Raw genomic sequence first — 14,935 nt, 5'->3', positions numbered from 1 at the left:
GAATAAAGAACTAATGCCCAATTCCCAATCTTAAACTTAACAAAATCTTAATTTCTGCTTGATCCTGGATTGCTAGGTTCCTTGTATTTACATCTGGGTAGAGGTGAATATGGAACTTATAGATGGCACGCGCCTCCTAGCAAATCGGTGCAGACGGCGGAGTTTTTTGTTGGGCGCAGGATTCTTAACAGGGTTAACAATTACTAGCCAATGGCATCCCGTATTAGCTAACTCAAGGTTTTCCGGCTATCCGTTCAGTCTTGGTGTTGCCTCTGGCGATCCTTTGCCGGATGGTGTTGTCATCTGGACACGACTGGCTCCAAATCCGCTCTCTGGAGATGAAATGCCATTGGTAAATGTGCCAGTGCGGTGGCAAGTTGCCCTTGATGAAAACATGAGACAGGTTGTGCGTCGAGGAACAGTGCTAGCAACACCAGAGTTAGCGCACTCAGTCCACGTTGATGTGCGGGGGCTAGATCCTGACCGTTGGTACTGGTATCAATTTCAAACTGGTAGAGAAGCTAGCCCCATTGGGCGGACTCGCACAGCACCAGCATTTTATAGCTATACCCAACAACTAAACTTTGCTTTTGTCTCCTGTCAAGACTGGCAAAATGGCTACTATACGGCTTATCGGCATTTGGCTGAAGAAAACCTCGACCTTGTGGTTCATCTAGGCGATTACATTTACGAATACGGGCCACAATCTGGTGGGCCACGCCAGCATAACAGTCCAGAAATCATCACTCTTGCAGATTACCGCGATCGCTACGCCCTGTACAGAACAGACGAGAGTCTCCAAGCTGCTCATGCTGCTTTTCCCTGGATTGTCACTTGGGACGATCATGAAGTTGACAATAACTATGCCAATTTAATCCCCGAAGATAACCAAACCGAAGAGGCTTTTAGGAAACGCCGAGCTAATGCGTACCAAGCTTACTACGAACACATGCCTCTACGTGAATCTTCGCTGCCGAAAGGCCCAGATGCACTACTTTATCGGCGGTTGACTTTCGGTAATTTAGCTGAGTTCAACGTCCTAGATACCAGACAATACCGCACTAACCAACCTTGTGATGATGGACTAAAGCCTCGCTGCACCGGAGCTTTTGATCCAAATGCTACCATGACCGGCTCAGAACAAGAGCAGTGGCTACGAAAAGGTTTAGATCGGTCGCGATCGCGCTGGAATGTGATTGCTCAACAGGTAATGTTCGGCCAGTACAATTTTAATAGTACTCCAGGCTCCGCCGGGGTATTCAATATGGATCAGTGGGATGGCTACGTGGCTGCACGGAATCGGCTTTTGAGTTTTCTCAACCAACGTAAACCTTCTAATCCAGTAGTGATTAGCGGAGACATTCACTCTAGTTGGGTACACGATTTGAAGCTTGATTTTAATAACCCCAACTCAACAACGGTAGGCACTGAGTTCGTCGGAACCTCAATTACTTCTGACTTTCCCACATCATTTATTGCTCCAGTTCAAGCTGCTCTACCCAACAATCCCCATACTAAGTTTTTTGACGGTGCTTACCGAGGATACGTCTGTTGCAAACTTACCCCAGAATGCTGGCAAAGTGACTACCGGGTTGTCTCAAGCATCGTTGATTTGAATGCCTCTGTCAAAACCCTAGCTTCCTTTGTAGTCCAAAACGGACAACCAGGAGCGCATTTAAGTTAACGTCAATTCTATCAACCTCTCCCTGACTTCAACTAGATTTCAAGTCTCTCCCTCTCCGAGTTAGAGAGGGACGGTTTTACGTACTAAAACCAGGGAGAGGTTTTTATTGGTATAAAATATTACTTTTCAATATTCAACCTGGAAGCGATCGCTTGTTCAAGGTTACAGCCAATCAATTATTCTAAAGAGTTGTTTGGGAATTTCTTTGCAATACTTAACTAACTTCTAATTAAAAAAAGTGAACATAGATTAACAATGATAACTAACATCATATTTTATTAAGTTAATCAGACTAGATTGAGAGTATGCTTAATAATTGGAGTCTAGTTAAGAAGTTAAGTAACTAGGTGCAAATAAACTTAAACTTTTGTTGAGATTTTTTACTTTGCTATTTGTTTGAGTATTAAATACTAAGAAACAAAGTTTATTTGTGTGAACTTCCTAACCAGTAGTCTGTGAAGTTTAAATTGATGAGTAAGAAAGTTCGTAGTCAGGACTTCAGTCCTTATTTTCTAAGCACTAAAGTGCTTACTGCAAACTTTTCATTACTAGCTTGACAGAGTACTAGGTTATCGAGTAAGGCAGTGAAAATCCGACCTAAGCCAAATACTAACAGCGAAAACAAAAGTAAACTTAAAAACAATTACGTAAGATGATAAACAAAATTTTGCTGACTGTATCAGGATTGGGACACGCAGAAGAAATGCTCAAAACCCTGAGAGAAATCCCTTCAATTGAATCTGCGAAAGTTACAATTTTGCATGTTGTTCAGGCACAAAATACTGCTGCTACCATGACAACTAAATGGGAAAATGGTGGTAAAATTCTGGCTAATGCAATTCAAACTTTGAACTTAGATCCTAGCCAGGTTTCTTCAATTTTGCGCGAAGGCGACCCGAAAGATGTAGTTTGCCAAGTAGCTGATGAAATCGACGCTGACTTGATTGTTATGGGTTCACGCGGACTCAAGCGACTGCAATCTATTTTATCGAACTCAGTCAGTCAGTATGTTTTTCAGCTATCTTCTCGCCCCATGTTGCTGGTGAAAGATGACATTTATGTTAAAAGAATTAAGCGCATTATGGTGGCAATAGACAATTCTGATTCTGCAAAAAACTGCTTGAAATTGGCACTATTTTTACTGCGAGATATTCAGGGAGGCCAGTTAATTTTGGCAAATATTAGTACAGATTTAGGCGGTAAAAAATCGGAAGTAACCGAGGTTAACTCAGATAAAAATCCAGTTTTAGCAGCCGCAGTTGCAGAAGCTCAAAAACAGGGTATCCAATCTCGTTCTTATATCAGCAGTGGCAAACCTGGTGAAGAAATTTGTCGGTTGGCAGAGGAGTTGAATATAGACTTATTATTGCTCGGTTCTCCAGATCGTCGTCCATCCATTGCTAAGAGTTTTGTTGATATAGACAGACTCATCGGATCTTCCTTGTCTGACTATGTTCGAGTCAATGCCACTTGTCCAGTTCTGTTGGCGCGGACGATCGCTTAAACTAAGCAGTGCTGAGTATAAGAATTGTTGTAAATAGTAGAGAAGACTGTAGGGGCAATTCATGAATTGCCCCTACAGGAATGTTATCAGTTACCTGTTGATAAATGAAAACCCCTACACTACATAGTGCAGGGGTTATTTATTTTATACACAAATTCTTAACTATCTTTTCCACCTTGGCGGCTAGCAGTTTGGATGTACAGAATTAGTAAAAACACAGTGGGAACTAATACGAACAAAATGCTCGCTACGAACCCCAGGTCATTAACTTGCATGGCAAGAAAGCCTCTCTTAGTTTTCCAGTCAACAACATTAGGATACCATTATCAATGACAGAGTTATACCAATTCAAAATTCAAAATTCAAAATTCAAAATGAATAAACTCAATTTTGGTAAGTATTTTGACTACTGACTGGATAGAAATTCAGGCAATGGCAGATTTGAGAACTTAAGGCTTCGTGACTACACTGACTGAGCCATTTACTAAAGTTTGACATGCAAGACGGTAATTTTCCGGCTTTTTCTTGAATTTACGATTTTCTACATCTGTGCGGGGGGAAAGATTTTCTAGTCCTTCGACTATCTCGACAATACAAGTACCACATTGACCATTACCACCACAATTGGTCATCTTGCCAATAAATGTATATATATCAATGTCATTTTGCATGGCTTTGAGTCGGAGATTTGCACCATCTGCCGCCACGACTTCTTTATTCTCTTTAACGAATTTGATATTACCCATAACTGATTTCCTCCTTGACTCTAAGCTTGGCTTTCAAGGCTTCATATTGACATGGCTTGATTCATATCTTATTTATTATATTAAAACATTACAAAATATTAATAAATGTTAATTTTATAAAATATAGTGCCACAAAAAATAGAACAGGCATATTGCCTGTTCTACTCAATTGAAAAATAAATTAACTTACCTAAATCCCACAGCTGCTTGCCAAACGAAAGCAAGTAACAAGAAGAATACAGGGATGACTGGGAGAACGTCTACCAAAGGATCGAAGATTTGGTAAGCTTCAGGCAGTTTTGCTAATAAAAGTGCTGCTTCCATGTTTGTTTAAATCCACCTATCCAACACAGCTTTCATAATTGAGAAGTATCTTAACATGGTTTGGTTATTTATCATTGGGGATTGGGGATTGGGGATTGGGGATTGGGCATTAATTATTCTTCCTTACTCCCCCACTTCGCACTCTTGATTTCGCGTTTCTTCGTTAAGCCAGTGACCAAATTCTGTGGTGAAGCGATCGCTTAATATTGCTTCTCTAATTTTTTGGGTAAAGCGAATTAGCTCGGTAATGTTGTGAATGCTCAACAAGGTATAAGCTAAAATTTCTTGCGATCGCACTAAATGAGATACATAAGCACGACTAAAATTTTGACACGTGTAGCAAGGACAAGTTTCATCTAATGGCGTAAAATCTTCACGAAACTTAGCATTTTTTAAATTCCAGCGTCCGCCCTGGACTATTGCCGTTCCATGTCTCGCCCAGCGAGTGGGAATTACGCAATCAAATAAATCTATACCAGATGCGATCGCGATCGCCATTTCCCGATAAGTACCCACACCCATCAAATAACGCGGCTTTTCGGGCGGTAAAAGCGGTGCTGTCACTTTTACAATCTCAGCCATCAATTCTGGTGGTTCTCCCACACTCACGCCACCGATGGCATATCCAGGTAAATCTAACTTAGCCAAAGCTTCAGCCGCACGGCAACGCAAATCTAAATACACCCCTCCCTGCACAATCCCAAACAAAGCCTGTTCACTGTGTTGATGAGCCGTTATACAACGTTCTAACCAGCGATAAGTGCGCTCAGTTGCAGTTTCAACTTCTTGGCGAGTCGCTGGGTAGGGCGGACACTCATCAAAGGCCATAATCACATCTGCCCCCAAAGTATTTTGAATTTCAATGGAGCGTTCTGGTGTCAAGTTAATAATTCGTCCATCGTGAGGTGAGCGGAAAGTTACACCTTCTTCAGTAATTTTTCGCATCTCACTTAAACTGAACACCTGAAATCCACCGGAATCTGTGAGCATTGGGCCATTCCAACCCATAAATTTGTGCAACCCACCACCCCCAGCCACGATCGCTTCGCCTGGTTGGAGGTGAAGATGATAAGTATTAGATAAGACCATTTGCGCCCCAGTATCTCGTAGTTGGGCTGGGGTGATAGTCTTGACATTTGCCAGCGTTCCCACTGGCATAAATCTGGGGGTTTCTACAACCCCGTGAGGAGTAGAAAACACTCCGGCTCTAGCTTTTGTCTGACTACAGCAAGCAAGACATTCAAAGGAAAAATTCGCACTCATGCCATTTTAGATTTTTGAAGATGCGCCTAGTGAACTACCCCAACTTACCGAGTACGGTTGAAGTTGGGGCTTCTGTAATCACGGGGGAGTGCCTAAACTTAGACTTTCGCCCAAGAGTAGGACTTACCTCTCCTCCTACAGCAGAGACGGCTGAACCTTCCGCCTTTATCATTCTGATGCCCTCTGCTCTAATATTTATCGCTGCGTTTCCATCCCTATCATGATGAGTGCCACAATGAGGACAAGTCCACTCACGGACATCCAATGGCATCTCACCTATTTGATAGAAACAATTAGAACAGAGCTTAGAACTTGGGAACCACCTATCAATTTCAACCAACTTCCCACCTCTGCGTTCCAGTTTATAGGCTAAAAAGTTGGTGAATGTTCCCCAACCAACATCAGATATTGATTTCGCCAATTTGTGATTACGAACCATGCCTTTGACATTAAGATTTTCTACTATGACAGCTTGGCTATCGCTGACTAACTTATAACTAAGTTTATGTAGAAAATCCTGCCGCGAATTACTAACTCGCTCGTACACTTTGGCAACAACTTTTCTATATCTATTCCTTGATTTACTTCCTTTTTGTTTACGTGCTAATTTTTTCTGCTTACATTTGAGGTTTTTCTCGTGTTTAGCAAGGTGTTTAGGGTTATCGTATTTGGAAACCTTTTCGCCATCAGTGACGACAGCAAAGTGTTTCAAGCCTAGATCAATCCCATATATTTTACCTTCTGAAATAACCGGATTTTCACCCTCTAACTCAGTCAGGATAGATGCAAGGTATTTGCCAGAGGGCGTTTTGCTTACAGTAACAGTCTTGACTTTCCCCTCAATTGCTCTGTGTATTTTGGCTTTGACTATCCCTATATTGCCAGGGAGTTTAACATTACCATCTACAATCTTGACGTTTTGAGGATACTGGATAGACTGTTTGCCATGCTTAGATTTGAACTTAGGAAATCCAGCACGTTTCTCAAAAAAGTTTTTGTAGGCTGTAGTTAGATCAAGTGTCATAGCCTGTAAAACTTGGCTATAACAATCAGCTAACCACATAGTCTCTTCTGCCTTTTTGAGTGTAGGAAGAAATGCGTTGAGCGCAACACGGCTAAGTCCCTTACCCGTTTCTTTGTAAGTCTCAATCGACTTATTTAGGGCATAATTCCACCACCAACGAGCGCACCCAAAAGTTTGCGCTAGTTGTATTTCTTGCTCAAGTGACGGATATAAACGGACTTGTACAACCTTGTGTAACACTCAACATTACCTCCTTGAGGTATTTACTCTACCATAAAGATAGATTGTGGTAAAGTAACAAAATAAAATAATTGACGACTTCGACGCTCCAGGATGAGCTAACGCTTCTCTACGAGAGGCTACGCCAACGCTATCAAATACCCCACTTCCTAATCAACCTGCGGTTGATATTGGTCGGAGGTGCTTTCGTCGTCGTCTGGCTATCCATCCCCACCCTACTGTCGCTGTTCGCGCAGCGTCTCGTAGAGAGGGTGGGAAATTCCGCCGAATTCGTTAAAAAGAATCAGAACAGTCATCGTCAATTTCTGCATCCCATCTGGCTGAGAGGACTTGCTCCATCATCGCTTCTATAGCGCTGACATTGAAGGTTCGCTCTCGTCGCTCTTGGATGGGGGTTGAGCGGGGAATCAACCGCAGACACACCCCTTCTTGCATCAAATCGAAGTAGGTTTCTTGTTGCGGTGACTGTTTGAGTTCCAAGTAATCAAAACTATAAATGTTCAAGTATAGTGCATGGTTAGCCACTAAGGTAGACCTTTGTGGATTAGCAAAAACTTCCATCACATCCCCTTCACCCTCGCTCAGTACCTTATCTTCTTGGGTGTAGATGTAGTGGACTCGACCTAAGTCTCCCAGCAATCGCCGGATGTCGAGCTTATTCACAATGATGCCCGTGTTAATAATGCACGGAGCTGGTATCCTGGTGTCGGGTAGATGGTGACTCATAGGAAAATAGCGCATTGAGCTAAGGAGAGTAACAACATAGCTAAACTGTCATAATCGAATAGCTTGTTTACTCCCTACATTTAAAAAAATATCAATTTTGTGGGGCAATCGTCTAACAATTTGGAGTAAGTTTTTAGTTAACGAATACAAAATACAAATTTTGATTCTTGATGGAACTTTAATTTCCTGAATCATTTTTTGTATAAAAACTTACTCAAAAGTTTTTACCTATTACTTAGACCAGCATAACAAAATTTTCAGTGATAATCTCTAACAGAAGTAAATCTTATCTAAAGCTTTAAAGTCTACTAATGTTCAGTTGTAGTCAAATTAAGATGATTATCCAGCAATTAACCAAATATTAATGTAACTACGATGACGAAACAGCAACAGTGGTGGAAAAAGCTGCTGTTCAAGCTGGCAGCTAGTATTATATTTTACACGAGTATTCCATTACCGTATTTGAACGGATTGGACTTTCAGGGAGTGGCACGTCTTGCTTCGCTTGTAGGGTTGATAATTGGGGGAATTTTAGGGTTACTAGATACGGGAATGGATTATCTTGGTATGCCCGTGTTAACTCGTAGTGCTTTGGTAGTAAGTATTTGGATTGGAATAACTGGAGGACTGCACTTAGATGGGGCAATGGATACCGCCGATGGTTTAGCAGTGGGCGATCCAGATCGGCGGCTGGAGGTGATGGCAGATAGTGCTACAGGTGCATTTGGGGCAATGGCTGCGATCGCATTAGTGTTACTAAAAATGACAGCCCTAACAGATATGCCAGAAAACCGTTGTTTATTACTGATGGCTGCTTGTGGCTGGGGACGTTGGGGACAACAGGTAGCGATCGCGCGATATCCTTATCTCAAACCAACTGGCAAAGGTGCATTTCACAAACAAGCCATTCGTTCTTACAAAGATTTATTACCAGGCTTCTTATTGCTCTTGAGTTTGAGTGGTTTACTTGTCCTGATCAATAAGCAGCAGCTATTTCTCGCATTAGCAATGATAATTGCCGGAAGTGCGATCGCCACTCTAACCGGTGCATGGTTCAACCACAAATTAGGCGGACACACCGGAGACACCTACGGCGCAGTCGTCGAGTGGACTGAAGCCTTATTTCTCTGCGTGCTGACCGTTTTTTAATAAATGCGGAGATAAAGGAGCAGGAAAAGAATTTTTAATTCCTGACTCTTAACCAATAACCAATGAAAAATGACAAATGACCAATGACAAATGACAAATTCATTTAATCGGTTGCAGCTTTGTCACCTTGAGCTTAAAAGCCCCAACCCCAGTTTCTCCAAAAGACCGGACACGAATAACATAATTCCCTGTCTCTACGATGCGGGTAAATAGTAAGGAATTGCTAGTACCATCAGGGCCATCATCATTTTCTGCAAGAGTCGAACCATCAGGTGCTAGCAGTGTGACGATGCTGTCAAAGTTTTCAGATGACAGGTCAACTGCTAAATTATCGCCCTTTTGTAACTTCACTGTGTAATCACGAGCAAACCCACCTTGACCTGTGGGAATGTCTTTATCTGAGAGGCTATCAGTAATTTCAGTACTGTTAGATAAAGGAATTGGACTATACAACTTATTTTGAGCAAAAGCTGCACTTGTACTTACGCCTATTGCCAGCAATGTGGCAGGAATAATCATGAGTTGTTTTAAACCCGCCGCAAAAACTTTATTCATACATTTCAAGCAATTTTTTCCACAAAAATAGAGTAATTCGGTCAACTTATGCGCTTATATGTTCAATTTAGCCCATTAATTCGGGATTTATCCGTCTTTGACAGCAGTGGCTACTGCTACTAATCCTAAGACCACGATTCCATACTGACGAAGTGTTTGCACAGCAGACCTGGCAGTAGCACCAGTAGTATAAATGTCGTCCACTAACAGTACTGGAACATTTGGGGGGCGATCGCGAAATTCTTGCCCAACAGCAAAAGCTTGAACTAAGTTTTTTTCTAGTTTAGATACCGATAAACCAAATTGCGCTTCAGTTTCTCGAACTCTGGCTAAACCGTTTAGTTTCAATTTTAATCCAGTTATTTCGCAGAAGCTTTGTGCGATCAGTCCAGCTTGATTGTATTTACGCTGCTTTTGCTTACTAGGGTGCAGTGGAATGGGAACTACCACAGGCTGACTATCTCGCCTCGGTGAATTTAACAACCATGCTTCTCCTAACCATTGACCCAAGGGGCGAGCTATTTGGGGTTGATTTTCGTATTTCATTGCGGCGATCGCTCGTTTTACCGGGCCACCATACTCCCCCCAGCCAAATACTGGTATTGGCTCTTTCCATAGAGAAATTGGGTCTTTACGTTGACATTTTTGCAGTTGTCTGGTGCAGTTCTGACAAAATTCTTGCGAAGTTGCGCGTTGACATAGGGGGCAATGGGATTGGAGAAAAAGATTGAGTAAGCCTGTAAGATTTTTAATCCAAGTGTGCATTTGTCCTTTGTTCTTAACTAATGACTAATGACTAATGACCAATGACCAATGACCAATGACCAATGACCAATGACCAATGACCAATGACCAATGACCAATGACTAATAACCAATGACCAATGACCAATGACTAATGACCATTGACCAATGACTTAAAATACACGCGATCGCAGCGTGTTGTTTCTACTCCCGTTGCTGGAGTGTAGCCGTTGCTTTCATACAGCTTGACTGCTTCCACCAAAACGCTGGCGGTTTCAATCCAAATTTGCCCAAATCCCCGCTCTGCGATCGCTGCTTCTAGCTGTTGTAACAAATATTTCCCTAATCCCAAACCCCTAATGCTGGGCAAAAGATACATTTTGCGGATTTCTACAGCTTTTTTGCCTCGGTGTATGGGGTAGTATGCCCCAGTACCGACTAACTGGCTTTGGTGTTCAATTACCCAAAACTCTCCCCCAGTAGCTAAATAAAATTCCTCTACTCGTAGCACATCTCGGTCAGCGCCCTTCGGTTCCCAACCCAGACCGTATTCTGATAATACATAACTGATGACTTCGGCGGCTCTTGTGCGATCGCTTTCTGCCCAATTACGGATTAAAAAATCTTGATAATATTTTTTCATTACCATTTGGTGGTCAAGTTTACACAGAAAATTTTCTGGTTCTATATCCCAATTTACCCAGCAAATAGCAATTCTTGCAGACTCAGTTTCAGGCAGTACTTTCAAGGTGTCAATAAACGGACAAGAGGAGGGGAATTATCCTCCCCTCCTCTTGTCTTCTTTAGCAACTAAGTAGAACGACTTGAAAAAAAACAAACTATGTAAAGTAATGTAACTTTAGCGGAAATCAGTTCGTAGTAAGGACTTTAGTCCTGATTTGAGAACTAAAGTTCTCACTACAAACCTTTAATTATTTACCCTGTTCTACTTATGCAAGATAAGAAGTTGCTAGGGATCTGTTGTGAAATTACTCATTGGCTGTATTTCACTAAAGCTCATCAAAAGCCCGATCGGAGAATCTCAGTATCAAGTAAAAAAAAATTGGTAACAATCCGAAAATTATAAATTTTAACTTGTAGTTTCAGTATATACCTACAAAGCTAAAATAGATGCACTCCATTGTATATTCTGAGTCGGAAGTTCCGATACAGCTTGTAGGTCTACATTCGCCAAACGCGATTAACGCGATCTAACTAGATGCGACTCAAGAACTGGAAAAATTTGTTTTTTTGTATTTTCTTAGCGTCCAGTAGTGGAAGCTGGTGTTGCATTAAAGTAGATGCGGCAGAATCTGCAATTACAGATGCTTGGCATCCTAAGAATTTAGCAAGCACACAGGTAAATTATCAGCAATTATGTCAGAAGTTGGAGCCAGAGGCAATTAACTCTTTGTGCAAGCAGTCTAGTAAGTCGCATCCTTTAGACTCTCAGATGCCGTTAAATCTGACACAGCAAACACCAGAAAAAGCTCAAGTCCCAGACAAAACCGGAGAACCTGGGGATAGTCAAAAGCAAAATGAAGCGCCACAACTAGAATCACAGCCAAGTGTTTTACCTACATCTCCTTCAGACTCAAAAGAGCAATTGTTGAATCCACCTCAAATAAATCAGTCCCAAAGACTAAAGAGGCTTATGCAGCTATTGCGATCGCCAAAACAGCCATCTCACTCTGATAGCGATCGCGAATTAGGGTTGCGGGTGCGGTTACTACCCCTAGAACAGCAGCCACCACCACTTAAAGAAAAACCCGTAGTTAAGTTGAAACCCATAGGCTATCTACAAGCTCATGTCGGCTACTTCCAAACGAATAACATTTTTTCGTCAAATGATAATCCAATAGAAGATGGTTTAATTTTTTCTGGACTGACACTAGCCTCTGCATATTTCCCTTTAGGATCTAAGACTTATTTAAACGGCTCAATTGATGGCAATCTGATTCGTTATGTAAATGAGTCACAATATCATTACAACCAGGTGAGATTCAATCTCAGTCTTTACCAGCAGCTATCGCGGCGAATGTACGGAGAAATCAATTTCAGCAATCAACAGTTATTTTATGCTAATAACAGCGATCGCCTGGATAGCTTTAAAGCAGGCGATCGCTTTTTAAATGAGAATTCTCTCCAATTATCTTTGGGAAGGCGAGATATCTTAACTCCAAGATTAACCCTAGAGAGCTTATACGAATTAAGTGTAAATTTTGCCGACCCCCAAAGTCGCGATCGGATAATCAATTCCTTTTGGGTGTCTCTAAACTACTACTTGCAAAAGCCTCTCCAGGTTGGTATTGACTACCAGGTGAATTTATCCGACTTTACACAGCGCGATCGAGAAGACCAGTTTCATCGGCTATTCGGGCACTTAAATTACCGAATATCCGATACCACTAATATGAATATTCAGGCTGGAGTGAGTTTAGGCAGTTCAACCGTCGAATACATTGATTTTGATGGTTGGTTCTTCAGTATTAATTATAATTTGCAATTAGGTCAGTTTTGAAATTAGTCTTTTGTCCTTTGTCCTGAGTCAAAAACAATGACTAATGACTAATGACTAATGACTAATGACCAATGACTAATGACTAATGACTAATGACTAATGACCAATGACCAATGACCAATAACTATAAATAAGAAATCCAATCGCTCCAGCTACCAGCATAAAGTCTACCTTTGTTAATGCCAGCTAATTCTAAAGAAAGCAAATTTACGCAAGCAGTAACGCCAGAACCGCAATAAACCAAGATTTCTTCGGCTGTTTCTAGCTGTTCCCACCGACGGCGTTGTTCTTCTTGAGGGAGTAAGTAGCCGGAAGAGTCTGTAACTTCTTGCCAAGGATAGTTGACTGCACCAGGAATATGTCCGGCAATTTTATCAATTGGCTCTCGTTCACCTCGATAGCGATCGCTTTCTCTCGAATCCACCAATACTACCTTGTCGCTATCTTTCCGGCTTTTCACCGTCGTAATATCTACCACCTTTTCTGTTTGGACTTCAGCTACAAAAGTACCGATCCGGGGTTGAGGAACGACATCCGTAATCGGATAACCAGCTTTTTGCCATCCAGTAAAGCCTCCATCCAGTACCGCAACTTGCTCATGTCCGAGATAGCGCAATAGCCACCATAAACGAGATGCAAAGGCAAAGCGCGAATCATCATAAGCTACAACCAGAGTTTTTTGGTAATTTACCCCAATCGCCGCAAATTTTTTAGCGAGATCGTTAGCGTTAGGTAAAGGATGTCTCCCGCCATGTTGACGCACTGGACTGGAAAGATCCTGATTTAAATCTAGGTAATACGATCCTTTAATATGGCTTGTTTGGTATTGTTGTCGTCCTAGATGTGGATCGGCTAAAGAAAAGCGACAATCCACAATCACGACTTGCGGATCTTCTAGATGTTCAAATAACCAAGCTGGCGAAACAACAAATTGGGAATTGGGCATTTGAAATTGGGCATTATTTAGAGGACTTACGTAACTGGCACAAATACGATTTATTACTACTGTTTGTGCTTAGTTTGTGGTGGCGGTGTCATCAGTTACAATCGCGCTAATCAGGTCTTTGTACTGTAGGATGACGTTACCAATGATGACTTTATCATCTTTTGTACCGAAGTCTAGCGATCGCTGGTAGGTTGGATTAAGGAACGAATACTAGGTAAATATAGCAACCTTTAATATACGTAATTTAGAAATGCGATCGCGTATATTATGTTGTTAAGTGTGAGAAGTGAATTTGATTTGAGTCCAGTGCGATCGCTCGTAGGGGAACGAAACCCAACACTGATAGCAAATATCTCACGACAAAGCTCTCAAAGAATTCAAGTTTATTTATAAAATATAAAATGTCAGACTTAGAAAATTTTACACCTAAGCTCACAGCAGATGGTTCTTTCACCTTTGTCTCTCAAGAGTTTGGTGAATCCTTTCACAGCCATTATGGAGCGAAGCAGGAAAGTTTTTTCAAGTTTGTAAAACCAACTCAACTAGCTACAGCCGCCCAAAAACCAGTCTTACGGCTGTTGGATATTTGTTATGGTCTAGGATATAACACAGCTGCTGCTTTGCAGACAATTTGGGCAGTGAATCCCGATTGTTATGTAGAAGTAATCGGTTTAGAAGTGAATCCAGCAGTACCACAAGCTGCGATCGCTCATCACTTGTTCGACAATTGGAATTGTAACTATATTGAAATATTGTCCCAGCTAGCTTTTGAGTATCAAGTGCAAACACCTCGCCTGAAAGCAAAGCTACTAATTGGTGATGCTAGAAATACGATCGCCCTAGTACATCAGTCGGGTTTCTTAGGAGACGCAATTTTCCTCGATGCGTTTTCACCACCACAGTGTCCTCAACTATGGACTGTTGAATTTATTAAACAACTGTCATTGTGTTTACATCAAGATGGTTTATTAGCCACCTATTCATGTGCTGCTGCTGTCCGCACAGCATTTTTGTCTGCTGGTTTGGTGCTAGGTTCTACCCCACCCGTGGGGAGGCGATCGCCTGGTACTGTGGCAGCCCATCTTGTCAGCACTGAGCATAATAACTACTCAATACTTGGTTCCCTCTCACAAGTTGAAAAAGAACACTTACTAACCCGTGCTGCTATCCCCTACCGCGATCCCAAATTGAGCGATTCAGCTGAAGTCATAGTGATGCGGCGACAACAAGAACAACAAATCTCTTCACTCGAACCTACCTCCCGTTGGCGAAAAAGGTGGTTATTGGGAACACAAGGCAGGGATTTTATGGGAAGTAGCTTTTAACGCTCTTTTATGACTCTGATTAAAGAAAAAAATATAGGTTGGGTTGAACAAAGTGAAACCCAACAAAACCAAGGATTTTTCGTGTTGGGTTTCGTCCCTCAACCCAACCTACTCGTAAATTTATCAAAGCCTTAAAAATCAAGGGTTCTGAATTTTTATTTAACGAGAGTAATAGAAGAGCGTTA

The 14,935-nt window shown here is 41.7% G+C and carries 15 protein-coding genes; 5 read left to right on the top strand and 10 right to left on the bottom strand.

Annotation, left to right across the window (positions count from 1 at the left end; genetic code table 11):
- The first annotated feature begins 109 nt into the window (after positions 1-109).
- Positions 110-1,684, top strand: a complete 1,575-nt coding sequence (locus tag CDG79_RS34280) for an alkaline phosphatase D family protein (RefSeq protein WP_094346091.1) — start codon at positions 110-112, stop codon at positions 1,682-1,684.
- Between the two features lie 652 nt (positions 1,685-2,336).
- Positions 2,337-3,188 carry a universal stress protein gene (locus CDG79_RS34275; RefSeq protein WP_094346090.1) on the top strand — a complete coding sequence of 284 codons (852 nt, stop codon included), beginning with the start codon at positions 2,337-2,339 and terminating at the stop codon, positions 3,186-3,188.
- Between the two features lie 158 nt (positions 3,189-3,346).
- Here the strand turns inward: CDG79_RS34275 and psbM are convergent, their stop codons facing one another.
- The 6 genes from psbM to CDG79_RS34245 form a co-directional block, all read right to left on the bottom strand.
- A complete protein-coding gene (gene psbM / locus CDG79_RS34270; protein WP_012407089.1) occupies positions 3,347-3,463 on the bottom strand; it encodes a photosystem II reaction center protein PsbM in 117 nt (38 codons plus the stop codon).
- Between the two features lie 174 nt (positions 3,464-3,637).
- The gene (locus CDG79_RS34265; protein ID WP_012407088.1) at positions 3,638-3,934 is read right to left on the bottom strand and encodes a 2Fe-2S iron-sulfur cluster-binding protein; all 297 of its coding nucleotides are present in this window, start codon (positions 3,932-3,934) and stop codon (positions 3,638-3,640) included.
- Positions 3,935-4,120: 186 nt separating this feature from the next.
- Positions 4,121-4,258, bottom strand: a complete 138-nt coding sequence (locus CDG79_RS34260) for a photosystem II reaction center protein K (protein WP_006195022.1) — start codon at positions 4,256-4,258, stop codon at positions 4,121-4,123.
- Positions 4,259-4,381: 123 nt separating this feature from the next.
- Positions 4,382-5,521 carry a tRNA guanosine(34) transglycosylase Tgt gene (gene tgt, locus CDG79_RS34255; RefSeq protein WP_094346089.1) on the bottom strand — a complete coding sequence of 380 codons (1,140 nt, stop codon included), beginning with the start codon at positions 5,519-5,521 and terminating at the stop codon, positions 4,382-4,384.
- 34 nt (positions 5,522-5,555) lie between these two features.
- A complete protein-coding gene (locus CDG79_RS34250; RefSeq protein ID WP_094346088.1) occupies positions 5,556-6,785 on the bottom strand; it encodes an RNA-guided endonuclease InsQ/TnpB family protein in 1,230 nt (409 codons plus the stop codon).
- A 273-nt stretch (positions 6,786-7,058) separates the two neighbouring features.
- Positions 7,059-7,511: a hypothetical protein gene (locus CDG79_RS34245; RefSeq protein ID WP_094346093.1), complete on the bottom strand. Its 453-nt coding sequence runs from the start codon at positions 7,509-7,511 to the stop codon at positions 7,059-7,061.
- Between the two features lie 375 nt (positions 7,512-7,886).
- Here CDG79_RS34245 and cobS point away from each other — a divergent pair, with 375 nt between their 5' ends.
- On the top strand, positions 7,887-8,660 hold the full coding sequence (gene cobS / locus CDG79_RS34240; protein WP_094346087.1) for an adenosylcobinamide-GDP ribazoletransferase: 774 nt from the start codon (positions 7,887-7,889) through the stop codon (positions 8,658-8,660).
- A 99-nt stretch (positions 8,661-8,759) separates the two neighbouring features.
- Here cobS and CDG79_RS34235 read toward each other — a convergent pair whose 3' ends face one another.
- The 3 genes from CDG79_RS34235 to CDG79_RS34225 all read right to left on the bottom strand — a co-directional run bounded on the left by CDG79_RS34235 (position 8,760) and on the right by CDG79_RS34225 (position 10,601).
- Positions 8,760-9,215 (bottom strand): PPC domain-containing protein, encoded by a 456-nt coding sequence (locus CDG79_RS34235; RefSeq protein ID WP_094346086.1) that lies wholly within the window; start codon positions 9,213-9,215, stop codon positions 8,760-8,762.
- A gap of 87 nt (positions 9,216-9,302) precedes the next feature.
- On the bottom strand, positions 9,303-9,980 hold the full coding sequence (locus tag CDG79_RS34230) for a ComF family protein (RefSeq protein ID WP_094346085.1): 678 nt from the start codon (positions 9,978-9,980) through the stop codon (positions 9,303-9,305).
- 129 nt (positions 9,981-10,109) lie between these two features.
- Entirely contained in the window at positions 10,110-10,601 is a 492-nt protein-coding gene (locus tag CDG79_RS34225; protein ID WP_094346092.1) for a GNAT family N-acetyltransferase, read from the bottom strand.
- Between the two features lie 576 nt (positions 10,602-11,177).
- Here CDG79_RS34225 and CDG79_RS34220 point away from each other — a divergent pair.
- Positions 11,178-12,479 carry a hypothetical protein gene (locus CDG79_RS34220; protein WP_094346084.1) on the top strand — a complete coding sequence of 434 codons (1,302 nt, stop codon included), beginning with the start codon at positions 11,178-11,180 and terminating at the stop codon, positions 12,477-12,479.
- Positions 12,480-12,603: 124 nt separating this feature from the next.
- Here the strand turns inward: CDG79_RS34220 and CDG79_RS34215 are convergent, their stop codons facing one another.
- The gene (locus CDG79_RS34215) at positions 12,604-13,425 is read right to left on the bottom strand and encodes a sulfurtransferase (RefSeq protein ID WP_094346083.1); all 822 of its coding nucleotides are present in this window, start codon (positions 13,423-13,425) and stop codon (positions 12,604-12,606) included.
- Positions 13,426-13,826: 401 nt separating this feature from the next.
- On the opposite strand from CDG79_RS34215, the gene CDG79_RS34210 reads away from it, so the two are divergent.
- On the top strand, positions 13,827-14,750 hold the full coding sequence (locus CDG79_RS34210; protein WP_094346082.1) for a tRNA (5-methylaminomethyl-2-thiouridine)(34)-methyltransferase MnmD: 924 nt from the start codon (positions 13,827-13,829) through the stop codon (positions 14,748-14,750).
- The last annotated feature ends 185 nt before the right edge of the window (positions 14,751-14,935 follow it).

This window comes from Nostoc sp. 'Peltigera membranacea cyanobiont' 232, assembly GCF_002245985.1.
GTDB lineage: Bacteria > Cyanobacteriota > Cyanobacteriia > Cyanobacteriales > Nostocaceae > Nostoc.
Note: the sequence above shows the minus strand (reverse complement) of the source record. Positions and strands in the feature narration are given on the sequence as shown.